A 24,074-nucleotide genomic window follows, 5' to 3' on the forward strand; every position below is an offset into this window, starting at 1 on the left:
TTATATTGGAATAAGATAAGATAGTCCCTTTCTCCTTAGTACAGGGATGAATAGGAGGGAAAATAGTTCTAAAATATATAATAATTGATCAAAATGGATGATCAATTTCAATAAAACTAGACAAAAGTCCCTCTGAGTCATTTTTAAATGTAAATAATTTATAAGTATTCATTAATATATTTACAACCGTATTACATTGTGGGAAGAAGGCTGAGAAGATTGACTATACAAGGCACTTCAACGAACATATAGTATTTATAAGATAATGCCGTTTTGTCATTATTTATTTGGATAATTGAGGTGGTGAAAAGGATGTCACGGTATGGTGAGAGAAAAAGAGGGGGACTCGGGTTTTGTATCTTCCCGGGGTACAAATGGTGCGGTCCGGGCTGCAATGGACCAGGTGTTCCTATTAATGCGGTAGATGCAGCTTGCAGAGCACATGATTTATGCTATCGAAGAACAAGAGATTATTGTGCTTGTGATCAACGATTCATTCGCCGGCTGAAGTTTCTTGAAAACCCTCACACTCAAGAAGGGCGACATGCTAGAATGATTCTTCAATACATGAAAATACAACGTTTTTTTAATTGTTCCTTTTAATTTACTATTATTAACTTTCATTTTTTTGTGAAGGGGGAGGTTCCCCCTTATCAATAAACGTTTAGCGATCTGGATCTTTTGGATGGGTAACAACAGGACGGTGTTTATTTAAAGGAATAGGCGGTCTCATTAATGCATCTCTTAACTCTTCAAACGAAAATGGTATAAACGGCCATAGGTAAGGGATGTTAAATGATTTTAATCGAATAAGGAAAAGAACCCAAAGCAGGCATCCAACCATATATCCAGCAGCGCCAAAAGTAGCTGTAATAAAAAGGAGGACTAGCCTGTATAACCGGTTTGCAAGGCCTAATTCGTAAGTCGGCGTAGAAAACGTACCGATCGCAACGACAGAAAGATACAAGATAACTTCGTTCGAAAGAAGGCCAACCGTGACAGCGATCTCCCCAATTATGACTGCCGCAACCAGACCTAAGGCAGTCCCCATAGAGCTTGGCGTATGAATCGTCGCCATACGAAGCATATCTATGCCAATTTCAATAATAATTAATTGGGCCAATAGCGGTATAGTACCCGGTTCTTTAAGCCCGATAAAGCTTAGTTCATCCGGAAGTAAATGCGAGTTATCAGCGAATAAAAACCAAAGCGGTAATAAAAAAATAGCCAGCATTATGGATAAAAAACGTACATAGCGAAAGTAGGTGCCAACAACCGGTCTTTGTCGGTATTCTTCCATATGCTGTAAATGATGCCAAAATGTGGTCGGTGTAATTAGAACGCTCGGGGAACCATCGATTATCAACATAACGTGTCCTTCATACAAATAAGCAGCCGCAGTATCCGGACGTTCTGTGTAACGGACGGTGGGATATGGGTTCCAGTGGCGTCCGCAAATAAATTCTTCCACTGTTTTTTCCCCCATAGGCAGGCCGTCTGTGTCAATTTCTTTTAACGAGTTTTTTATTTGTTTAATCATTCTCGGGTTAGCAATATCTTTAATGTAAGAAATACAAATATCTGTTTTAGAACGTCTGCCAACCGACATATATTCCATTCGAAGAGAAGGGTCTCGAACTCTGCGCCGGGTTAGCGCGGTGTTGAAAATGATGGTTTCTACAAACCCATCACGCGGTCCCCGGGTTACACGTTCCAAATCTGGTTCTTCTGGAGATCGTGCCGGATACGTTCTGGCATCAATAATAATGATTTTGTCGATACCATCAACGACCAGAGCAGCAGCACCGCTTAATACCCAGAAAACGGCTTTATCTAAATCATCTTCTTTATCTAATTCAATGTAAGGAAGATGGGTTTTCATCAGCTTTGATAACGGATCCGGTTCTAGTTGTTCTGGTTCGAGCCTTGAAAGAAATTTCATCAAGTAATGAAGAATTTCGTCTTTTGCAAAACCGTCAATTAAAAATAATCCTACGTCTCTTCCAGCATAATGTAAATCAAGATGAACAACGTCAAAACTTTCTCCGACGCCCAGTTCTTTTTTCAAATAGTCAATGTTATGTGTAAAGTTTTTAAAAACTGGAGTGGTTCTTTCATTTTCTTCCACCTATGAACACCGTCCTTTGTTCGCTACAGTCTTTTACCTTAGTCCCTACGGTTCAAAAACCACTTTCATTGTGTTTTGCTTTTTCTTATTCGACGCAGCAGCAATCGCTTCCCGGTAACGTTCCAAGGGATAATAATGGGTGATAAGCGGGGCAAGATTAACTTTTTTTTGTTCTATTAAATCTACCGCAATCTGTAACGTTCTTTTGTGATTTCCTTGATACACATCCATACCGTAAGCGAAGCTTCCTTTGATTTCTAGTTCATTCAGCCAGATCATCGTCATATCAAGATTGTCCACAAAGCTTGCTAATCCTAATAGAACAACTTTTCCTCCTTTTTTGGCAAAACGAAGAGCATCATGTAAACTTTTCCTATTACCTACACATTCGTAGACAATATCAGCCCCGCCGTGGACAATAGGCTCACCGAATACAGGGTATAATACATTTGCATGGAAAGATTTAGCCACTTCAGAAATATACTCCTGTTGTCTTGATAAAAAGAAGACTTGATCGGCTCCAAACTCTTTTGCTAATTTTGCTTGAAAAGGATATTTGACTAAAACGACCACTTTGCAAGAAACATCTAATGACCGAATGGCAGCGATAACACAAATGCCAATAACACCGGAACCTATCACAAATACTGTATCTGTGTCTTTTGGAGGATTTTGTAAAACTGTATGTAAAGCACAGCTGAACGGTTCAACAAGAACACCATTTTTATCATCGACATTTTTAGGAAGTTTAATGATTTGACTTTCATGAGCTACAACGGTATTTCCCCAGCTTCCACCAGTGTCTTTGCATGTACCAGTGAGTAATCCAGGAGAAATAGAGCCATTACTCATATTTTGACAAAGGTTAAAGTTACCCTGATTACATTCTCTGCAAAGGGGGGTGATTCCCCTTGCTTTACAAGATAAAATAGGATCAATAACTACTCGCTCCCCTGTGGAAACCTGTTCTACTTTGCTTCCAACTTTAGAGATAGTACCTGCTATTTCATGTCCTATTGTAAACGGAAAGGAAATAAACGGAGAGGTGGCAGGACTGTCTTTTAGAGAAATTAAATTTAAATCACTTCCACAAATACCACCATATTTAACTTTTACCTCAACCCATTCATCAGTAGGAAGCTCTGGTTTTTTTACTTCTCTTAATTGAACACATGTGAAAGGTCCATTAACATAAAGCGATGGATTCATTTTTCCCATCGCTTTACTTACGGCATATTTCGGTAAGTTTAAATCAAATTGTATAGCTTTCATTTATAACTGCTCACTTTCTTGTATTTTTTCTTGTTTATTGTTATTGCATAGGCACTTGCGGTATAATTTTTCCCTCAATTCTCTCAAAAATATCATCCAAATCTCGACCTGTAATGGTAAGACCGTGGTTTTTCAATCCAATAACAGTGCGCGATGGAGTTTCTGATTCACTTACTAATCGAGCCACCGATTCTGCTAATTCTACTGTCCCGCATGGGTAATTAAATTCAGTTGCCTTAATTCCATCCATCCACGCGTGTATATGAACAATAGCTCCTACGTCGGGATGTTCCCGGTAGATCATCCAATGCTCAATAGCGTCAACGGAAGCACGTTTTGGGGTAATACTAGGTGGAATGCTCACTTTCATCGTATTTTTTTGATTGTCATAGCCGGAAATGTAAAGGAAATCTTTTCCTATTTCCTTCATGTTTGACTTATCTATTCCACTAGCACTCATCCAGAAGCTTTTGTTATCTTTGCGGGCACTGAGATTTCCATAACTTAACCCGCCAATTCCATACAGTTTTTTCAAATGTCGTATGTCTTTTTCAGATAATACCTCTTCCAGAGGAAAAGGAGCGGGAAGAAGATTCATATTATCTAATTTCTTACCTGAGACTCTTAATGACTGCGTAAGTTCGTCTCCACTCCATAATGGTTCTGGTAAATCTTCATAAAAATCATTATCAATAACAAGTTGAGAGGAAGCAAGAGGCTCCAACCGTTCAAAAATCTGTTGAAAAACCTGACTGTCTTTTTTATGTGTATCAAACGTTATATTGTAGTTCCCTTGTTCAGGAGTTAAAAAGTAAAGCTGGGTTTCTTTCTCTCCATGAACAATGTACATAAGATGGTTCGCTAGACTTCTTATTAAGTAGGGATAAGCTTCTTTGTGAATGTCTTTGGGCTTAGTATGTGTTTCAACGATGGAAACGACAAATGTTCCTTGGGATTTTCTTCGGTATGGACGAGGAGCATGGTGATCAAGTACATGAAAAACAAGCTTGATATTATCTACTGGAGTTGAATGATAAGTATATCCATGTTTTGAAAATGTGTCGCGCACTCCTTCAAATAGCCATTGTGAACATGAATTGGCAGGTTGTCCTGTAAACGTAAAGGTATTCATATTCCATTCCTCCGTTTCCTAGTTAAAATCAGTTTGAATGATGAAGAAGCATTCCATGTTTAGGAATAATATCATCAAAAAAAGCAAAAGTTATTCACGTATATTTAAGTTAGTAGGAGGAAAGGAATTGTTCTACAAGACACTTAAAATGCTAGCTAAATTCGTTCTCACCATATTATTTAATATAAAAATTACTGGACAAGAAAATGTACTAAACGACGGACCCTTCATTATTTCTTCCAATCACACAAGTAACTATGATCCAATATTGATTAGTTTAATATTTGAAAAAGAAATTCATTTTTTAGCAAAAGCAGAACTCTGCAAGCATAGGTTTACAAACTGTTTTTTCAAAAAGTTACACATTATACCAGTAAATCGTCAAAATGGAATAGTTATCCGGCCCGTAAGAAAAACGTTAAAATTATTAGAAGAAGGAAAAGTGGTAGGCATTTTCCCAGAAGGAACAAGAGTTACGAATGGAAAAAAAGTAGAGCCGAAGCAAGGAGTAGCTTTTTTTGGAATCAAAAGTAAAGCCCCTATTGTACCGATAGCCATTACGATTCATAAGAAAAAATTTTGGTTAAGACACAAAGCTTTCATTAACATAGGCTCTTCGATTGATTTATCATTACGTGAAACGGTTGATTATAAGGAATTGGCTTCTGATATAATGCAGCAATCAAAAAAATTAGCTTTAGAAAATGCGGAGAATGAAATAATTTTAAAAAAGGAACAACGCAGTAAGTTAAATAATATTTTTGAAATAATCCCTTCAATATTAAAAAAATCATGACTACCGCTATGAGAAATGCAGAAAGAAGGAGTATAGAAATGTATGCCTTTATCATCAATAAAATGTCAGGTAATGGGAAGGGACAGCGAGTATGGAAACGTGTAGAAAAAACATTGGACCACCAACAACTTCCATTTGCTGCTCGATTTACGGAAGGTCCTCAACATGCAAGAGAGATAGTTAAAGATCTGGTTAAGGAAAATGTGAAATCAATTATAGTAGTAGGAGGAGACGGCACTATTCATGAGGTTGCAAATGAGCTTGCGTATAAAAATATATCCTTAGGAATTATTCCAGCAGGCTCAGGTAATGATTTCGCTCGCTGTTTAGGGGTTCCAATGAACTATTTAAAAGCATTAGAACGGATCATCGCAAATCAGACGAAACAAGTTGACTTACTTCATCTTGGTCAACGATATTGCCTGACAGTAACAGGAATAGGTTTGGACGGACAGGTAGCTAAAAACGTGAATAACGGAGCATATAAAAAATTTCTGAATCAATTTCGGTTAGGTGGACTGTCTTATGTGATAAGCTTATTGGAAACATTGAGAGATTACAACCCAACGAATGTTCACATTACGATTGATGGAAAAGATATGACATTTTCGAAAGTTTGGCTTGTTGCTGTAGCAAATGCACCAAACTATGGAGGCGGAATCATGATTTGTCCTGATGCTTCTTATGATGATGGTTTCCTAAATCTTTGTATTGTACACGGAATAAAAAAATGGGAATTGTTACGATTGTTTCCGAAAGCCTATAGAGGGAAACATACAACAGAGAAACATGTGACCTTTTTACAGGGAAAGGAAGTTCAGGTCATCTCTGGAACTCCTATCATGGTACATAGTGATGGCGAACAGATGATAGAAAGTCCCATTCATATACGTATAGAAAAAGATGCTCTACGAGTTGTGTAAGAGCATCTTTTTCGTAACTATTTTCCTTTCGTTTTATTCTTCACGTTTTCTTTTATTCCTCTTTCTTCAAAAATATTCTCATATTCGAGAATAAAGAAGGAGTAAAGGAAATCAGTAAGGAATTCATTTATTTTTTCGATATTTTTCTTCAAGCATTGCCCCTCCTCTAAATGATATGAAGATGGTACTTATTATTTAATCAGGTTAAGAATCCAATTTTTAAAATCAACAATACGTAAAGAGTCAGGCATGGATTCTGTACCTGTAACTACCATAGGAATAAGTGAATCATTTTTATGAAAACCTCCATGACTAGCTCCTCCTGGATGAGAAGGTGTCACTTCCCCGCTAAATTCGTAGCCTGGTTTCACGGAGGTCACAACAAAGTCGCCTTGATGAGAATGAAGAGTGCTATGGAGCCGCTTCAAAGCATCTGGGAATTCTCCAAAATAAATGTGGTCTTCTTGTATGCGAAGGTCAAGTATAGAAGGATCACCATCTAATACCCATGTTTGGTTGTATTCATCCTTCATTTCTCCATTTTCTTTAAATTGAAAGCTGCCTTTATTGTTTGCTGAAGTCACATAAATCCAATCATTCATTTTCCAAGCAATAATTTCCAATCGATCATCTTCTTTTAATTTCTCAACGATAGTATTCAATGGAACGTCATTAGTATTTAATGAATAAATCAAACAAGACCTCAAGTTGTTAGCTAAAACGACTTGGTCATCTTTTTGAACGCCTTTTCTAAGTTTGGTTATCTTAAGAGGAAGCAAAAGCTTCCGTACGTCGACAATTGCTTGTCTACGATCTTTGTTAACATGGGACTGACCATTATCTCCTATTAATATCCAAATATGATTTTTTAGTGCCTCTTCCCACGTTGGAAAAGAGTCTAAGATGGTCTGTAAGTTTTGATCCATGTCCTTGATTCCTTTAACATCCATGGGACCGTTTTTATGAACATTTTTATCATGATCCGGGAGATAGACAAGAGAAAAGTCGGGAATTTCATTATTATGAACCAATTGAGTAAATTCTTGTACAGAAAAATTATTATTAAATCCGTATTTATTCCAAAGGCGGCTATATTTTTTCAAAGAACTTAGTTTGGATAATCGTCCGTATACAAACTTTGCAGAAGTAAATGTTTCAATTTGTTTATCTATAGGAACAAAATACCGGATGAAACGAGGAATCTTTAAATAATGAGGAGTCTTGCCTCTATGAACAAGTGGGTTAATAGAAGCTGATTGTTTTCCTTGTTCATGTAATTCTTCATGGATGGTTTTTACCTTTGTATTTAAGTGTTCATTATTTAACCGGTAAAGAGCATCATACATACTTTTAGAGAGACCCAACTTCATCATATCCATAATGTGGGTTCCATAATTAATGATTCTGTTTTCTTCATTGTTATACCATACAAGGGAAGGAACTCCATGCTGATCAGAATAGTGTCCAGTCAATAAAGTACTTTCTACATTTACCGACATGGTGGGAAAAGGTGCTACGACATTGGAAAAATACTTTCCTTGTTCCAAAAAATATGTAAACGCGGGGATTCTTTCTTCCTTTAAAGCACGTTGCAAAGGCTTATCCATTAAGGTGTCAAGCATTATTATAATCACACTTTTTGGTGAAGTTGTTGAAGACACGTAAACCATCCTTTTCAAGTTATTTGAGAAACATCGTTTTATACATTTCATATGACTTAGTATGGAAGAATCGGAAAAGAATATGTAATAAATAAATAAGGGTTGGATATCTGGTAGAAGTGGAAGTAATGAAAACCAAAAAACAGAGAGAAGAAAAAATAAAGTTCTTTCTTCTCCCGCTTTGTTATTAGTAAATAAAAAATTTTTCGTTCATAAACGAGTATTTAGCCATGTCATCACATTTTTCAGGGCTTGATGTCTATGGGGTGCGTGCCATGGTCTATGAAGCCCTTCTGTAAACAAGACATGTTTTTTATCTTCAATGGTAATGGAATTTAAAAAGCGATGGACGGAACCTGGATGAATGATAGGGTCTTGCTGGTCATAAATACACAAAATGGGAAATCGGAATGTTGAAGCATCCGCCAATGCATGCATTCCATTACGAAGTAATTCCGTCAACCAACGCGGCGTATATTCAAAGGTGAAAAAAGGATCCTTTATTAAAGCATTATTCTCTGGAAAATAGGGCTCTAACTGACGAACTTTTCGCAATATCCTGGACCATTTATAAGGTTGGATGGATAAATTCGGTGACATCCAGGAAAGCAAATCCAGCGCTCTTCTACAAAGAAAAGGCATACGAAAACGGATCCCTAACGCAGGTGATGATAAAATAAATCCTTCCGCTTTATGGCGGTATGTTTGTCCATAACGAACCACAACAAGTCCACCAAAACTGTGCCCAAATAAAAATAAGGGGAGGGAATGATATTGTTTATAAAACACTTTGATTAATGTTTCTAGATCATCTAAATAATCTTTAAACGTATTCACATGCCCACGTGGACCTCCCGATTGGCCAAAACCTCGTAAATCAGGGGCAATTAAAGCAATGTGATGATCCATACATTCCTCTCCGATATTGGAATATCGTCCCGAATGCTCACCCGCACCATGAACAAAAATTAAAAGGGCTCGTGGTTTTTGAGGTATCCATCCACGATAAAACAGGTTTATATCTTCAGCTCCTCTAAAATAACCATCAATATATATCTTACACACCTCCCCAAGTCTTTTTATAGACTAACCAGATTTTTTATCTTTACACTTGAATGATTGCTAGTAATTTTTGTACATACACTGTGAGTTATTGGAAAATAATAATCTGTATTCGAAAACAGATTTGGAGTTGGTTTTCATGCGAATAGCGATTGTCACTGAAACATTTTTACCGCAAGTAGACGGTGTTGTTACTCGAGTTACAGCCACTGTTAAATGGCTTAAAGAACAAGGTCATACATTGTTGATTATAGCTCCGGAGGGAGTAAAAGAATTTGAAGGAATTCCGGTCAAAGGTATTCCTGCACGCTCATTTTTTATTTATAAGCACAGAAAGGTAGCAGTGCCTGACCCAAAAGTCGGACAGCTGCTGAACGAATTTCAACCGGACGTCGTCCATGTGGTAAATCCCGCACTTCTTGGGATGGCTGGCATTTTTTACGGCAGAAAATGGCCGCTCGTTGCTTCCTGGCATACAAATATCCCGCAATATGCTGATTATTATAAAGTCCCCTATCTGAAGCCCGTGTTATGGTGGATTTTAAAGATCCTTCATAACAGGGCAGACTTAAACTTATGTACGTCAAACTCCGTTCAGGAAGAATTAACAGAACGAGGTTTTAAAAATGTCCACTTATGGAAACGGGGGGTAGATTTAAACAAATTTGGATTGCAATATCGAGATGACGATGTTCGATATCGTCTATCCGATGGAGAAACAGATAAAACGCTTTTATTATACGTCGGTCGTTTAGCGGCAGAAAAAGAAATTGAAAAAATCCGGGAGGTTCTGGAGGGTTCTAATCATTTTCGGCTGGCTATTGTAGGGGATGGTCCTCACCGAAAAACACTTGAATACTGCTTTCAAGGAACACCAACGGTTTTTACAGGGTTTTTACACGGACAAGAACTGTCAAAGGCTTATGCTTCATCTGATGTTTTTGTTTTTCCTTCAAGAACCGAAACCCTCGGTCTCGTCATATTAGAAGCAATGGCTTCCGGTCTGCCAATTGTTGTTGCCAATTCAGGACCTACTGCAGAACAGGTGTCAGACGGGGAAACCGGGCTGTTGTACGATCCGAAAATAAAAGATGATTTAAAAAATACTGTATTAAAACTTCAGGATGTGACATGGAGACAAAGGATGGGAAATCAAGCAAGGGAAACCTCACGCGCTTTTAGTTGGACTGCTCCAAGCAAACAGCTTTTAAGTTTCTTTAATGATTTAAAAGGTTCTAGCAAAAAAGGTAAGATATTGCTATCTCAAAATTCCATTAGAGAGAGAGAAAGTTAAAAGGAACGAGCAGGGGATTTTACCCTGCTCCTTTTAGAAATAAAATATTAAAATTTGGGCCGTTTCTTTATTGGATCAGACTTAGAATCCATGGTTTAAAATCTATAATACGCTCATATTTTGGATATACCTCTGTTCCTGCCACAATCATAGGTACCAGTGATTCTTGTTTGTGCAAAGAGCCGTGTGCCGCTCCGCCTACATGCAAGGGGGAACCTTTTTCTTTAAACTCATATCCTGGTTTGGCAGTAACCACAAAATAATTTCCTTTGTGTGATGTTAGGCTGCTCGAAAGACGTGCAAGTGCATCTGGATAATCCCCATAATGAATGTTGTTGTTTTTTACTTTGATATCTAGAAGTTTTTCATCTCCCGAAACGGTCCATGTTTGTTCATACTGATCTTGAAAAGGACCACCTTCAGAAAAAGAAAATCTCCCATCCTTTTCTCCTGAGACAACATGATTCAGTCCTTTTTCTTGCCACGCGATAATATCTATTCGTTTGTCCTTTTTTAAACTTGACAGAATGTGATTTTTTTCTGCTCCATTACCGAGACAATAAACAAACACCATTCGTTGATTCACAGCAAGTGCAATTTGATCTTTGTAAGGTACGGGCATATTATCATTCATTACGGCAAAATCTTTCAGGATTTTTCTAAGGTTAATGACATAATGATGCTTATTATTGCCCATGGAAGCATGACCGTTATCAGATAAAACGATCCATGTACACTCCTTAAGGGCTTTCTCCCAACTAGAATATAGATTGAAAAGCTTTTGCAGTTCACGATCAATTTTTTGAATTCCTTTTAAATCCATCGGTCCTTTAAGATGGATGCGTAAATCAAGATCTTGAATGACGCACATGGTAAATGGGGGAAGTTTGTTTCTTTTTATTAGATATTTTAGTTCCTTACAACCTGCCTTATAGTTCCCAGAGAATATTTGGGGTGTCCTGGTAAATGGATTAAACTTTGCAAAAGAACCAAGGGACCATAAAGGTGGAGCCTGGATATCCCATGTACCATTAAATCCAGTCATCAAGCGTAAAATTCTTGGCAGATGAATTTGCTGAATCGTATTTCCCCGATATACAAAGGCATTTATTGAGGCGCTTGGAAGGTTTCTTTCTGCTAATTCTTCATGTATTGTTTTTACTTGTTTACTTAAATGAACGCTGTTTAATTCAAAAAACATATCTTTAACAAATGAGGAGAACCCAGTTTTTATAATTTCTTTCACTCCGGTGCCATAGTTTACCATTCTTTTTTCATCCTCATGGTACCAAATGAGTGCGGGCAGGTGGTGTTTGTCAGCATACTCTCCGGTTAATAAGGTGCTTTCTATTGTAACCGACATGGTCGGAAAGGAACTGACAACATGAGGGAAGTACCTGCCTCTTTCCATTAAATATTGCAGAGCTGGAGCATGTCCCGTTTGAACAGCTTCCTCTAAAGGAGTAGACATTAATGTATCAATGATTAATAAAATAACTGGTTTTGGAGTTGTGCTCATTGTGAACCCCCGTAAGATTAACATTATGTTTAGCATGAATAGAATCGGGGGATTTATGCATCTTACAGAAGGGACAAACTCATATGATAAAAAGAAGGTAAAGCTTCTGCAGTTTAGGTTAGATATTAGAGGTGAAAAATTTTGGAAATAAAGGTCATGACCTATAACATTCATCATGGCAAAGGTATGGATAAACAAATGGACCTTAACAGAATTGCTGAAGTGATCCATAAGAGTGATGTAGACATTGTTGGACTTAACGAAGTGGATAAACATTTTTCAAAACGAAGCCATTATCAAGATCAAGTCAATGAGCTTGCAAAAAAATTGAATATGTACCACGGTTACGGTCCTTCTATTTCTTTAAAATCCAAGTATTCGACTGCGAATCGGCAATATGGAAATGCGCTGCTGTCCCGTTATCCAATTCTTAAAAAAAAGACTGTATCTTTTGATTTTATACCTTCATTAACGGAAGGTAGATCATTACTAGACGCTACTATTCAAATAAATAAGAAGTTTGTTCAAATGAACGTCACTCATCTTAGTCTTAATCCCTTTCTTCATCGCAGGCAAACTAATTTTATTGTTAATCAGCTTGATAAATATACTCACCCCTTAATCATAATGGGAGATTGTAATATGAAACCAGGATTAAGAAGATGGAATAAAATAAAAAGCCAATTTCAAGATGTTTGGCATATAGCTGGTACGGGTGAAGGGTACACGTATTCATCGTTTCGCCCAAAAGTTAGATTAGACTATATATTTACTAGTCGTGATTTACATATTATAGATGCGGAAGTCGTAACAACAAAGCCAATAGCCTCTGACCACTTGCCATTAAAAACTACTCTTCGTTTTTAAAGGTTAAATCTTGCCAATTAATTTTTCCGAGAGCTAAAGACATGGAGGTGCTGGGGTAACACTTTAAATTGAAAGTCCTGCACTTGGTATTTTTCCCCATCAAGATTTAGGGCGATGGAATCTGGAATCGAAAAACATCCTGATTGTATTTTAGTATGACTTATAATAGAAGAATGGTTTGGAAGGTGGCACAGTTTAGCTAACAATGACAAAAAAAGCTGTATTCGATTTGTTTTTTTACAGGCGAGAAGGTGGAAATAACCATCGTCATTTGTGGAACTTTTAATTAGACGTTCAAACGGACCTACCGCATTTCCATTCATAATTAAAAATAAAGATAGATCGGAAAGTACTTTATCAGTGGATACATTTACGGTGATCGGGGTTGATTGTTTAGTCATGAAAAATGTTTTAAGGAAGTAAAGAACATAAGCCCACTCACCTATATAGGATTTAAGCAGAGGTGACGTTTTATAAGTTATATCTGATAACCACCCTGCTGACGCAATGTTGACAAAGTATTGGCTGCCAAATTTTCCAATGTCAATCGGTGTTGTGTTACTATTCTCAATGACCGATAGAGCTTGAGTTATACTGGATGATACACCGATGTATTGTGCAAATTCATTACTTGTTCCAAATGGAAATATTCCGATTTGAGGACGATTTTCTTCTTCCGCTATAATCTGCAGACAGCAGTTTATGGTTCCGTCTCCCCCTGCGATAAAGATCGCATCCCATTTGTTTTGACATGCTTTTTTTAATGCAATTTCAATACTCTTCATTTCTGTTACCTTTTGAACCAAGAGTACATAACCCATTTCCTTCAGTTTGGTTGTTATTTTCGGAAAACGTTTATGGATTTTTTTTTGCCCTGAGAGGGGGTTATAAATCATCAATGCCTGTTTTTTTAATGTATGCTTCATAAAACGACCTCATCTACCTACCGTTTTAACACTAGACCTTTCGTTCTTCCTATTCATTGGTTCTTTTTTAGATTGGACAATATCTTCGTTTTTACACATTTCTATTTATAGGTAAAAATTTTTCTCATTTTTTAATAAAAAAACGAAATCACATACCTTTCACATCATACTTCTATATATTTTGTATAATTTTGCCCCCATACACGAAAAATACTCGAACAGAATACATATTACAGCTTGTTTATCAAGACCCATTTAAGTCACTTCATCATTTAATCCAAATCCCTGCTGTTTTCAGCAATGTAAAGAGAGGCGTATCGATATGAAAAAGGTACTGGTTATGCCTTTTTTACAATTATCAACGGGACATCATCAGGTAGCAAAATCATTTATTTCCTGGCTTAACATATTTGATCAAACGATTAAATGCGAAAATGTCGATATTTTTAGTTATGCTTATGGAAATATGGAAAGCTTGGTTTCAAACATCTATATGAAATCAATTGATTCAATTCCCTCGTTTTATAGCTGGCTATATAAAAAAAATGCTTTTGAAAATCATGAGAAAAACCGCTTTCGTTCATATGAATTATTATTTGAACGAGCAATGTTAAAATTGCTGGATGAGAAGCAGCCGGATTTTGTAATTTGTACGCATTGTTTACCTTCTTATATATTAAGCTGCCTAAAGCAAAAGAAAGTTATATCTATTCCCGTTGTCAATGTATACACGGATTTTTTTATAAATACTATTTGGGGAAAAAAGGGAATTGATTTTCATTTAGTTCCTGACACTCCGCTTAAACAAGCTTTAATTGACAAGGGTATAAACAGGGAGAAAATCATTGTAACAGGTATTCCCGTACATCCATTGATCAAACGTTCAGAAAAACTAAAAGTTTCTACTTCTGAACGTTTAACCATTCTTGTAAGCGGGGGAAGTTTAGGGGTAGGACAATTAAAATATTTTCTTGCTGCTATTAAACCAAATAGATACCTCCATTATAAAATTTTATGTGGTAAAAATACTCAACTGTATCAAATCATTCAAGCATTGAATCATCCAAGTATTATTCCTTTAAAATATATTGAATCTAGGAGAGAAATGGATAATCTTTATCACCAGTCAGATGGAATCATTACGAAACCTGGTGGTGTCACAATAAGTGAAGGATTATATAAAAAAATACCTCTTTTTTTATATGACCCTTTACCAGGACAAGAGGAGATGAACCTACAGTATTTAAAATCACAAGGGTTAGCATTTCACTTGCACAATTGGAAAACAAAGAGGCCGATCGAAAATCAGATCATGGACAGCCTGAATTCAAATACGAAATTAAATAATTTAGAGGATAGATTAAATCAATACCATGAGCAAATAACGAAAAATGAGTTGTTAACGTTTTTTCCTCGATTAATTAATGGAGTATAAAATAAATTTATCTTAAAATAAAATACTATTAAATTTTGTGTGGTTATAAAAAAAGAATTAAAAGTCTCTGGTAGAAAAATGACTACCAAGAGGCTTTTATTTAAGAGGTTTTACATTTTTTTAATTATAATTTCTAACGTAAGGGTAGAATATAAGGCAAATTCGGAGAAAAGAAAGAGGAGGATTAATATTAATAAATTGATTGAGTACAGAATTTTCTTTCCCTCATTATTGATAATAATTGGTATCGCCATTCCATTTGCCTTATATGAGGCTGAGTCATTGGAATTACTTTATTCCATTTTTGATTATATTGTGGATGTGTTCAGTTGGGGGTATTTGTGGTATGGGGTCCTTCTGGTTGCAGCAGGGTTATATTTATCTTTTTCCAAATATGGCCAGGTCGTGCTGGGAGATCCAAAAGAAAAGCCTCGTTTTACTCTATTTGAATATGCATCCATCATGATTGCGATGGGGGTAGGTTCTACGATTATGCGGACAGGAATGTTGCAGTGGACGTCCGTAGCAAACGATCCACCTGCTGGAGTGCAACCTGGTTCACCGGAAGCACTTTTGTGGGGAAACGCCTACAGTATGTTTTTATGGGGGTTTCAAGTTTTTGCTATTTTTGTCATCATCGCTCCTGCCATGGGATATATCCTTTATGTAAGAAAACGGCCATTGATGAGGATATCGGAAGCTTGTCGAGTTGTTTTTGGCGATAAGTTTACAGAAGGGTGGGGTGGAGTAGCGCTTGATATCCTATTTCTTATTAGTATTTTGGCAGGTGCTGCCGTAACGTTAGGTCTTGGAGCACCCATTATCACATATAATTTATCTGCTCTTTTAGGTGTCGAAGTTGCCTTTGGCATGACAATCATCGTCACAATCATTTGGGTACTTTTATTTTCCTTAAGTGCATACTTGGGGATCGACAAAGGAATTAAACGATTAAGTACAATTAATATGTATTTAGCTGGTTTTTTCGCTTTGTTTATTTTAGTAGCGGGACCAGGGGTGTTTATACTAAACTATTTCACGGACAGTATTTCCTTTTTGTTATCTAACTATATCAACATTTCATTGAACACTTATTCAGTACATCAAGGAGAAGTATCACATATACAAAGTAATACCGTCTTCTGGTTTGCTTATAGTGCAACATGGGCCCTGCTCCATAGTGTATTTGCTGCCACCATTTCTAAGGGACGAACGATAAAAGAAATGATTCTTACGTATTTCTTAGCACCTACCCTGATCTGTTGGATAGCTACAGGAGTACTAGGTGGATTAGGAGTACATAGACATCTTACAGGTGTGCTGTCTGTATTGGATCTAGTCGAAGAAGAAGATAGGATGGCAGCCATACCAGAGATACTATCTACACTTCCCTTTGGAGAATTTTCCATTATCATTTTTATAGTAGTTGCGCTTATTTTCTTAACAACTACTTTAGATTCAACAACGTACACAGTAGCTGCTTATACAAGTACACGGGATATGAGTAAATTTGAGTCGCCGAAAATGTTACGGATTATTATTGCCGCCGTTATTGCAGGACTTGCTTTAATATTGATGCGTATCGGTGGGTTAGCGCCATTAGAAGTTATTTCAGGACTAATGGGTATACCAATTATCATCATTCAATTTATACTTATTTTTGCTGCGAAAAGGATGATAGATGAAGACAAGGCTTGGGAATATAATATAAGAAAATAAACGAATATTATCTTGATTGCCTGGTATTCATTGAATTACGTTTATTATTCTTCAAACGACTTAGCATTCTCCTTTTGTACGGTTTGTAAACATAGCATTAAAACGGGGTTTGTTTACATAAAAAATTCTATTTATGCAGGTAATTCATCATTATCAATTCGTTTGGTTTTAACTTATAATTGACACAAAATATTATTAAAATAAGATGCAGAAAGATAGTAAATTGGTTACTATTTATGAAACCAATGAAGGGGAAAGGAGAGGCAGAATGGAGCACAACTCAAATTTCAATGAAAAAAAACAGCCCGAAAAAAATGAACATAGAAAAATATGGGTAACCGGGTTTATAGGAACGGTTCTCGGAGCTTTAACCATCGCAATAATAATGCCGTTTGTCTATAACGATGGCGTGTTTTCAGCTTCTGCTCCTGCAGATCAATCATCTAGCAGAATATCTGAGACGGAGGCTTCGGTGAAAGAAGTGTCTAGTGAAAATGTCGAGGTGGCAAGTGAGGTTACTTCATCTGTCAATCAAGTATCCGATGCGGTAGTAGGAGTTTATCATTCCCAACCATCGGGAGACATTACCGCTGAAGATTCTAGTTCTGGTTCTGGGGTTATTTATAAAAAAGTGGGAGATACAGCATATGTGGTGACCAATCATCACGTCATACAGGAGGCAAACAATATTGAGATTGGTTTGGCTAATGAAGAAAGGGTAGAAGCTGAGTTGGTTGGCTCTGACCCATTAACAGACTTAGCAGTGCTTAGCATACCTGCTGAACATGTGAACACAACAGCGGAATTTGGGAACTCAGATTCTGTATCTGCCGGGGAACCTGCGATTGCCATAGGACATCCACTTGGCTCCAACCTTGAGGGTACCGTAACACAAGGGATCATCAGTGCAGTAGACCGCAGTATTCCTGTGGATCTAAATGGGGATGGACAACCAGACTGGAATTCGGATGTGCTGCAAACCGATGCGGCCATTAATCCGGGGAACAGCGGCGGTGCGCTTATCAATATTAAAGGACAAGTTATTGGTATTAATTCCATGAAAATTGCCCAATCAGCGGTGGAAGGGATAGGTTTTGCGATCCCGTCAAGCGTTGCCATTCCTGTGCTTGAAGATCTTGAAGAAAAAGGTAAGGTTGAAAGACCGCAGCTTGGTGTAACCATTGGTTCCCTTAACGAGATTCCTAGTTTTCACTGGGAGCAGACATTGAAGCTGCCAGAAGATGTCCAAGAAGGGGTATTTTTAAATAGTGTCCAAGAAGGTTCACCAGCAGATAAAGCAGGATTACAGCAATATGATGTCATCACTTCTATAAACGGGGAGAAAGTAGCAGATGGTCAATCCTTAAGAGATATTCTTTATAAGGAATTAGAAATTGGTGAAAAGGTAGACATCACCTTCTATCGAAGCGGTAATCAGCAAACAACAGAACTCACATTGGGAAAAACAGATGAACAGCAAACTTAAAGGCTAAAGGGAAGGGGCTCACACAGAAGTCGATCAGTCACTGACTTTTGAGGCAAGCCCCTGTTTAATTTGTGTTGGTGGTTTCACGGACATTCGTTCCGTTAGATTACATAATTTAGGGACGCTGAAAGTTTGGAGGACATTTATTCTTTATTGCGTGCTAAAAGAATGTATGTTTGTCGCTTGAATTACAGAAATTTACCAAGGAATTTATTGAAATAACGTACTCTTGTCTATGTCCGCGGACGGAGTTCCTCTGTGTTACTGGATCGGCATTGGCATAAAGAACAAATAATTGAAGCAGAAACTCCCTCATTCATTTGCATACTCTATATCACAGAGTGGAGGTAAACTTTCCATATCAGTAATAACCACCATTCTTTTTTTTCCATAGATGAATATCTTATTGTTGAAGCCACATTAATGATGGGGGATTCGGCATGGGATATTTCGTTACTGTAGAACAAGGGGTAAACCTCTACGTCGAAGATATCAATCCAGGAGGCAGCAAAACATTAGTGTTTATACACGGCTGGCCGTTAAGCCATAAACAGTTTGAATATCAATTTGATGTCCTTCCATCGATGGGTTATCGCTGTATAGGTATAGACTGGAGAGGCTTTGGTAAATCGGATAAACCATTCAGCGGCTATACTTATAACAGACTGGCAGATGATATCCGTATGATAGTTGACGCCCTTCAATTATACAATTTTACTCTGCTAGGTCATTCTACGGGTGGAGCAATCGCGATTCGATATATGTCACGATACAACGGTTACGGAGTGTCTAAACTTGTACTTGTTGACGCTGCAGCTCCCACTGGGTTCTCAAAAGAAACTGCGGATAACCTGCTTACGGAAACGTTACATGACCGCCCTAAGATGATGCAGGGAGTAACCGATACCTTTTTCTTTCAGTATGTAACTGGTGCATTCTCAGACTGGTTTTTCCAAATGGGATTAGAGGCTGCGGGTTGGTCGACTGCGGCAGTGATTGTTTTATTAAGAGACGAGAATGTGCATGAAGATGTATTAAAAATAACTGTTCCTACTCTGATTATTCACGGGGTTCATGATAAAGTTATTCCATTTGCACAAGCCGAGGAACTACATAAAAAAATAAGAAACTCATATCTTGTTCCGTTTCAATACAGTGGTCATGGCCCTTTCTGGGAAGAACGTGACAAGTTTAACCAGCTCCTGGCACAATTTGTTTAACCTTATCGGAAAGAGAGGGGAGCTTGAAACCCGAGACAGGAAAAAGAATGATGAGAATGATGAAGCGGTAGCCAAGGAAGGATCTTGAAGGCCGAAGATGGAGTGAGCGAGTCAGAACGGTAGACAAAGGCTCTGCCCGTTCTAAAGTTCCGGATCTTCGGGATCCACAGAATATATTAACCATTACGCTGACACTAGGAGAACTCGTTCGTTTTGGAAAAGTACCGCTGCATATCGGATTGGCAGCTCTACTTTGGGGGAGTTTTCATGGGATATGGAGCTTGTATTTCCTTTGGTGCTAATATTGGCACCTTTTTCAGCGGTATTGCATCTATAGTGGTTGGGCATTACTAGCTATTTCTGGTACATATGCAGCTTATTTTACAGAGAAACGGTTGCAGCTCATATCGCAGGTTCTAGAGAGAAAAAATAGAACGTTAATGAATGAAAAAGGCTCCCCATAGAAGTGGTGATTAATGATAGAAAAAGAGTGTCCTCCTTCTTAATGCCTATACAATTAACAAATTTTAATTTACAATTTCTACTAGAATACGAGTGGGAGGACATGTCATGAACAGAAAAACAATTATAATAGGCTCGTTTCTGTTCGCTGCAGTAGTGATATTATCATTTTATTTGTTAACAAGTGTTTTACAATCCTTTGTTTCTAACTATGAGAAGAAAGCAGAAACGGAACAAGAAGTTAAATCATCTGAAGATTTGGTCGAATCTGTAGTTAGAAAGGACGATTTTCCTGAGGATGATATTGTACATGGAGAAAACAAGGAGTTTAACGAATATGTGAATGATGCCAAGAATCACATGTACCATTATTATTATAATGAGTTTGACGAAGATGTTGTTAAGATTGAAGATCTTCAACATGCAATTGATGATTACCTTCCTCAAGCGGAAAAAGCGATGGAAAAGACAGAACATCCGCATTTAAAAGAAGATTTAGCAGAAATCATCGTCTTGTTAACAGAGCTGGATAAAAATCTAGAAAACGAGGAAATAAGAAACTCTCGGATATCCACTCTTCAAAAAATATACTGGGATCTGGATTACTACGTAGCAGAATATAAAAACTCTAGACCTTCCAACGATTCACACTATGCAGACGCTTTAAACCCCACAAACATAAAGGTCACACCGGGAGAAGATCTGAGAGAAAAAGGGGACGAGCTTCTTTCTTTAACCACTGATTCATATGATGGCTATACTAGAGTAAAAGGTTTATCTGAGCCAGAGATAGAGAAAATTGTTGAAGACATGTTTGAGTAGCAGGTATGTAACTGCTGCTTTATTTTTTGTTGTTTAGGAAATTATGTTTTTACAAGTATTTATATGAAAATTGAGAACAGTTACATCGTATTTTTTATCGAAGCGGTTGGAAAATGGATTTGAATGTAGGTATGAATTTTTTAATACCAGCAATCGGCATTGCAACGAATAATGGACCAAAACCATACTGGAAACACTTCTCGGTATCTTTTCTTTCGTATCCCTATTTTTATTTTTTTTATAAATTACTGGGACAAAGTATCAACTGAACTTTAAATGTGTCTTTTATGTCAATATAATAGAGAGATACATTGATTTGGATAAAATTGCTTTGATTTAATAAATAATTACAACATAAAAAATCATAGCCTGCCTATGTTTTTTGTTGTTTTGTAGAAGAATATACGTGGATAGAAATATGACAAAACAAACAAAGGAGATATAATGACACAGCATAAAGAAATAGGATGGAACTTTGAAAACAGCTATGCTCGTCTGCCGGAAACCTTTTATGAAAACATCGAACCAACCCCTGTACGTTCACCGGAGTTGGTTGTTCTTAATAAATCTTTAGCAAAAACATTGGGATTAAACGTTGAGGAACTCCAAAGAGAAAAAGGTATAGACATTTTGGCCGGCAACCAGCTTCCAGATGGTGCTTTGCCGATTGCCCAGGCTTATGCAGGCCATCAATTCGGACATTTTACCATGCTAGGTGACGGCCGGGCTGTACTGCTTGGCGAGCAAATCACTCCTTCAGGAGATCGGTTTGATATTCAGCTCAAGGGTTCAGGACGTACGCTATTCTCCCGCGGAGGCGATGGTCGAGCGGCACTCGGTCCGATGCTGCGCGAATATATTATCAGTGAAGCTATGTATGCACTAGGTATTCCTACCAACCGTAGTCTCTCTGTTGTGATCACCGGGGATTCTGTTATTCGTGAAACCGACCTGCCTGGTGCGATTTTGACCCGCGTGGCATCCAGTCATCTGCGTATTGGCACTTTTGAATACACGGCAAAATGGGGGGATGTGGAAAAGCTTCGGATTCTTGCTGATTATGCAATCAAGCGCCATTTTCCAGACATCGAAGATAATGAGGATCGATATCTTTCTATGTTTCAAGAAGTGGTAGAGCGTCAGGCCAAGCTGATTGCCAAGTGGCAGCTGGTCGGGTTTATCCATGGAGTGATGAATACAGACAACATGACAATCAGCGGAGAAACCATCGATTATGGGCCATGTGCCTTTATGGATGTATATGACCCGGCAACTGTATTTAGCTCGATTGATATGCAAGGCCGCTATGCTTATCAAAATCAACCGGGCATTGGCCAATGGAATCTCGCACGCTTTGCGGAAACTCTTCTGCCGCTGCTTCATGAAAAGCAAGATCATGCGGTCAAACTGGCCGAGGAGGCACTTTCAACATATGAGAAGTTGTATCATAAACATTGGTTTGCTGGGATGAGAGAAAAACTAGGAATACAGAACAAAGAAGAGCAGGACAAAACGTTAGTCGAAGACCTCCTTGCTATCATGGAGAAGCATAAGGCCGACTTTACCAATACGTTTCGCGCTTTAACATTAGATAAACCGGAGGAGACCGCCATGAGCGGAACGACTGAATTTACTCAGTGGTATGAGCAGTGGCAGGCAAGATTGGAAAGACAGGAGGAATCTAAAACGGCTGCTCATCAATTGATGAAGAAAGTAAACCCTGCGGTAATCCCTCGTAACCACCGAGTAGAAGAAGCACTTGAAGCTGCAGTGGAAAACGAAGACTACAGTGTGATGGAGCGGCTGATAAATGTACTTTCAGATCCTTATGCATATTCAGCTGAACAGGAGGAATATGCCACATTGCCTGAGCCATCCAACCGGCCTTACCGGACCTTTTGCGGAACCTGATATGAAGAGCTGAGTGCTTGACTCCTAATACGTTCGAACATAGCGTGTTGGGGGGAGCACTTTTTTAATGGGTTATCAATGCAGCTGAAGATGTTTATTACAAACTTAGTTGTAATATAATAATGTTTTCATTTTTATTGGGCCAAATTTCTTAGGCGGAAATAACACGTTGTTATTCCTGATAAAACAGGAGGGGAAAGTGAAAAGCAACCCTTACTCTTAAATTAATTCCTTATGCAATGGGCTGAATGGCTCTTTTTTTGTGTTTCGTATAGATGGGCGATCTTACCTTGAAAATTTTTTTTAGAACCTTCATATTTAGTAGAAAAGGAGGTTCGGCATGCGACACGATATACAACCGAATGAACGAGCTTTCTCATCTAAGGAAGTTGCAGAAGAAGTGGGAATTGCAACAACCACTGTTCGAAAATATGGTCAAATATTAGAGCGAAATGGATATGAGTTTTTCAAAGATGGCGACCGGCGTATCTTTGTTCGATCCGATATCACAGCACTTATAGCAATTCGACACACGGACAAACCACTAGACGATACAGCGAAAGACCTTGCGTCCCAACAGAAAAAAAGACTAGAAGGAATGAACAAAACAGAGCTTGCCATTTCCGATACATATGAAGATTCACTCCAAGATCCCAATCAATTAAAAGAATTCTTAAAGATTTTAGCTAATGAACTAACAGCTGCCCGAGAAATGAATGTCGAACTGAAAAACGATATCGTTCAGCTTAAAACAACGATTTCTCAGCTTCAACAGGATCATCATGCGATAAGTTCCGGTATTGGAAATTCATCGCAAAAAGCACAAGCAAAAATAGAAAAATTAACGGAACAACAAAAGGCCCATTATGAAAACCTGCTAAAGCAGGAAAAACAAAAAAGTGAATTTTTACTACAAGAAATACAAAAAATGCGGGACGAACAAAAAGAAGAATGGCGTTCCCAAAGTGAATTTAATAAACGTTTAGAAGAAGCGGTACATAAACCTAAAGGCATTTGGGAGAGGTTATTATCGATATTCCGTAAATAAAGGTTATATATAAATTAATGGGCGACGTCCTGTTGCTGAAAAGAGTTTTTTGTATTTTGGTAAATGATTTACCTGATGAATGAATGACAAGCTTAAAACGAAGAGGAATTGATAAAATACATACCATTCAGCACGGAGCTTTTGAAGGTACCGTCAATAAGTTTGTGTAATGTTTTTAGAGTATCCTAAGAATAACTTCTTGAGTTTTCTTACAGAGGGAAGGTTATTCTTCGTTCTGACCATCCCCGTATCGGTTCGTGAACATTTTTTTAAGGCTGGGGCGGCCGTACCGAATCCACGGAGTTTACGACCGGACCAACGTTCATTGTACTCTTTCACCTGCAGGTACACGACTTTCTCGGCTGCCTGTTCGGTGGGGAGACTGTTCATT

General features: G+C 37.8%; 21 protein-coding genes and 1 pseudogene. 13 read left to right on the forward strand and 9 right to left on the reverse strand.

What is annotated here, in order from left to right:
• The first annotated feature begins 312 nt into the window (after nt 1-312).
• Nucleotides 313-603: a phospholipase gene (locus ACE1TI_RS10805; protein ID WP_375007585.1), complete on the forward strand. Its 291-nt coding sequence runs from the start codon at nt 313-315 to the stop codon at nt 601-603.
• A gap of 61 nt (nt 604-664) precedes the next feature.
• On the opposite strand, the gene ACE1TI_RS10810 is transcribed toward ACE1TI_RS10805, so the two are convergent.
• Genes ACE1TI_RS10810 through ACE1TI_RS10820 form a run of 3 tightly spaced genes read right to left on the reverse strand, consistent with a single transcriptional unit; the run spans nt 665 to nt 4,532 of the window.
• Nucleotides 665-2,128, reverse strand: a complete 1,464-nt coding sequence (locus tag ACE1TI_RS10810; RefSeq protein ID WP_375007586.1) for a spore germination protein — start codon at nt 2,126-2,128, stop codon at nt 665-667.
• Nucleotides 2,129-2,173: 45 nt separating this feature from the next.
• On the reverse strand, nt 2,174-3,400 hold the full coding sequence (locus ACE1TI_RS10815) for a zinc-dependent alcohol dehydrogenase (RefSeq protein WP_375007587.1): 1,227 nt from the start codon (nt 3,398-3,400) through the stop codon (nt 2,174-2,176).
• Nucleotides 3,401-3,440: 40 nt separating this feature from the next.
• The gene (locus ACE1TI_RS10820; RefSeq protein WP_375007588.1) at nt 3,441-4,532 is read right to left on the reverse strand and encodes a class II aldolase/adducin family protein; all 1,092 of its coding nucleotides are present in this window, start codon (nt 4,530-4,532) and stop codon (nt 3,441-3,443) included.
• Nucleotides 4,533-4,659: 127 nt separating this feature from the next.
• Here ACE1TI_RS10820 and ACE1TI_RS10825 point away from each other — a divergent pair, with 127 nt between their 5' ends.
• Complete coding sequence (locus ACE1TI_RS10825) at nt 4,660-5,328, forward strand: lysophospholipid acyltransferase family protein (RefSeq protein WP_375007589.1); 669 nt, start codon at nt 4,660-4,662, stop codon at nt 5,326-5,328.
• Between the two features lie 38 nt (nt 5,329-5,366).
• The gene (locus ACE1TI_RS10830; protein ID WP_375007590.1) at nt 5,367-6,251 is read left to right on the forward strand and encodes a diacylglycerol/lipid kinase family protein; all 885 of its coding nucleotides are present in this window, start codon (nt 5,367-5,369) and stop codon (nt 6,249-6,251) included.
• A gap of 17 nt (nt 6,252-6,268) precedes the next feature.
• On the opposite strand, the gene ACE1TI_RS10835 is transcribed toward ACE1TI_RS10830, so the two are convergent.
• The 3 genes from ACE1TI_RS10835 to ACE1TI_RS10845 all read right to left on the reverse strand — a co-directional run bounded on the left by ACE1TI_RS10835 (nt 6,269) and on the right by ACE1TI_RS10845 (nt 8,977).
• On the reverse strand, nt 6,269-6,403 hold the full coding sequence (locus ACE1TI_RS10835) for a hypothetical protein (RefSeq protein WP_375007591.1): 135 nt from the start codon (nt 6,401-6,403) through the stop codon (nt 6,269-6,271).
• Nucleotides 6,404-6,442: 39 nt separating this feature from the next.
• Nucleotides 6,443-7,921, reverse strand: coding sequence for an alkaline phosphatase family protein (locus tag ACE1TI_RS10840; protein ID WP_375007607.1), 1,479 nt, complete (start codon nt 7,919-7,921; stop codon nt 6,443-6,445).
• A 201-nt stretch (nt 7,922-8,122) separates the two neighbouring features.
• Complete coding sequence (locus tag ACE1TI_RS10845) at nt 8,123-8,977, reverse strand: alpha/beta hydrolase (protein WP_375007592.1); 855 nt, start codon at nt 8,975-8,977, stop codon at nt 8,123-8,125.
• 136 nt (nt 8,978-9,113) lie between these two features.
• Here ACE1TI_RS10845 and ACE1TI_RS10850 point away from each other — a divergent pair, with 136 nt between their 5' ends.
• Complete coding sequence (locus ACE1TI_RS10850) at nt 9,114-10,268, forward strand: glycosyltransferase family 4 protein (protein ID WP_375007593.1); 1,155 nt, start codon at nt 9,114-9,116, stop codon at nt 10,266-10,268.
• Nucleotides 10,269-10,335: 67 nt separating this feature from the next.
• On the opposite strand, the gene ACE1TI_RS10855 is transcribed toward ACE1TI_RS10850, so the two are convergent.
• Nucleotides 10,336-11,787, reverse strand: coding sequence for an alkaline phosphatase family protein (locus ACE1TI_RS10855; protein ID WP_375007594.1), 1,452 nt, complete (start codon nt 11,785-11,787; stop codon nt 10,336-10,338).
• A 156-nt stretch (nt 11,788-11,943) separates the two neighbouring features.
• Between ACE1TI_RS10855 and ACE1TI_RS10860 the strand changes: the two genes are divergently transcribed.
• On the forward strand, nt 11,944-12,654 hold the full coding sequence (locus ACE1TI_RS10860) for an endonuclease/exonuclease/phosphatase family protein (protein ID WP_375007595.1): 711 nt from the start codon (nt 11,944-11,946) through the stop codon (nt 12,652-12,654).
• Between the two features lie 17 nt (nt 12,655-12,671).
• On the opposite strand, the gene ACE1TI_RS10865 is transcribed toward ACE1TI_RS10860, so the two are convergent.
• Nucleotides 12,672-13,580 carry a YegS/Rv2252/BmrU family lipid kinase gene (locus tag ACE1TI_RS10865; RefSeq protein ID WP_375007596.1) on the reverse strand — a complete coding sequence of 303 codons (909 nt, stop codon included), beginning with the start codon at nt 13,578-13,580 and terminating at the stop codon, nt 12,672-12,674.
• Nucleotides 13,581-13,902: 322 nt separating this feature from the next.
• Between ACE1TI_RS10865 and ACE1TI_RS10870 the strand changes: the two genes are divergently transcribed.
• The 8 genes from ACE1TI_RS10870 to ACE1TI_RS10905 all read left to right on the forward strand — a co-directional run bounded on the left by ACE1TI_RS10870 (nt 13,903) and on the right by ACE1TI_RS10905 (nt 23,683).
• On the forward strand, nt 13,903-15,015 hold the full coding sequence (locus tag ACE1TI_RS10870) for an MGDG synthase family glycosyltransferase (protein WP_375007597.1): 1,113 nt from the start codon (nt 13,903-13,905) through the stop codon (nt 15,013-15,015).
• Nucleotides 15,016-15,198: 183 nt separating this feature from the next.
• The gene (locus ACE1TI_RS10875; RefSeq protein ID WP_375007608.1) at nt 15,199-16,734 is read left to right on the forward strand and encodes a BCCT family transporter; all 1,536 of its coding nucleotides are present in this window, start codon (nt 15,199-15,201) and stop codon (nt 16,732-16,734) included.
• Between the two features lie 268 nt (nt 16,735-17,002).
• Complete coding sequence (locus ACE1TI_RS10880; RefSeq protein ID WP_375007598.1) at nt 17,003-18,220, forward strand: S1C family serine protease; 1,218 nt, start codon at nt 17,003-17,005, stop codon at nt 18,218-18,220.
• 440 nt (nt 18,221-18,660) lie between these two features.
• Nucleotides 18,661-19,440 (forward strand): alpha/beta fold hydrolase, encoded by a 780-nt coding sequence (locus ACE1TI_RS10885; RefSeq protein WP_375007599.1) that lies wholly within the window; start codon nt 18,661-18,663, stop codon nt 19,438-19,440.
• 213 nt (nt 19,441-19,653) lie between these two features.
• Nucleotides 19,654-19,794 carry a YeeE/YedE thiosulfate transporter family protein gene (locus ACE1TI_RS10890; RefSeq protein WP_375007600.1) on the forward strand — a complete coding sequence of 47 codons (141 nt, stop codon included), beginning with the start codon at nt 19,654-19,656 and terminating at the stop codon, nt 19,792-19,794.
• 216 nt (nt 19,795-20,010) lie between these two features.
• Nucleotides 20,011-20,724: a hypothetical protein gene (locus tag ACE1TI_RS10895; protein WP_375007601.1), complete on the forward strand. Its 714-nt coding sequence runs from the start codon at nt 20,011-20,013 to the stop codon at nt 20,722-20,724.
• Between the two features lie 444 nt (nt 20,725-21,168).
• Nucleotides 21,169-22,635, forward strand: a complete 1,467-nt coding sequence (locus ACE1TI_RS10900) for a protein adenylyltransferase SelO (protein ID WP_375007602.1) — start codon at nt 21,169-21,171, stop codon at nt 22,633-22,635.
• 340 nt (nt 22,636-22,975) lie between these two features.
• On the forward strand, nt 22,976-23,683 hold the full coding sequence (locus ACE1TI_RS10905) for a hypothetical protein (RefSeq protein WP_375007603.1): 708 nt from the start codon (nt 22,976-22,978) through the stop codon (nt 23,681-23,683).
• Between the two features lie 223 nt (nt 23,684-23,906).
• Here the strand turns inward: ACE1TI_RS10905 and ACE1TI_RS10910 are convergent.
• Nucleotides 23,907-24,074: pseudogene (locus ACE1TI_RS10910) on the reverse strand (IS256 family transposase); the annotation flags it as partial.

Source organism: Alteribacillus sp. JSM 102045, from assembly GCF_041949975.1.
GTDB lineage: Bacteria > Bacillota > Bacilli > Bacillales > Marinococcaceae > Alteribacillus.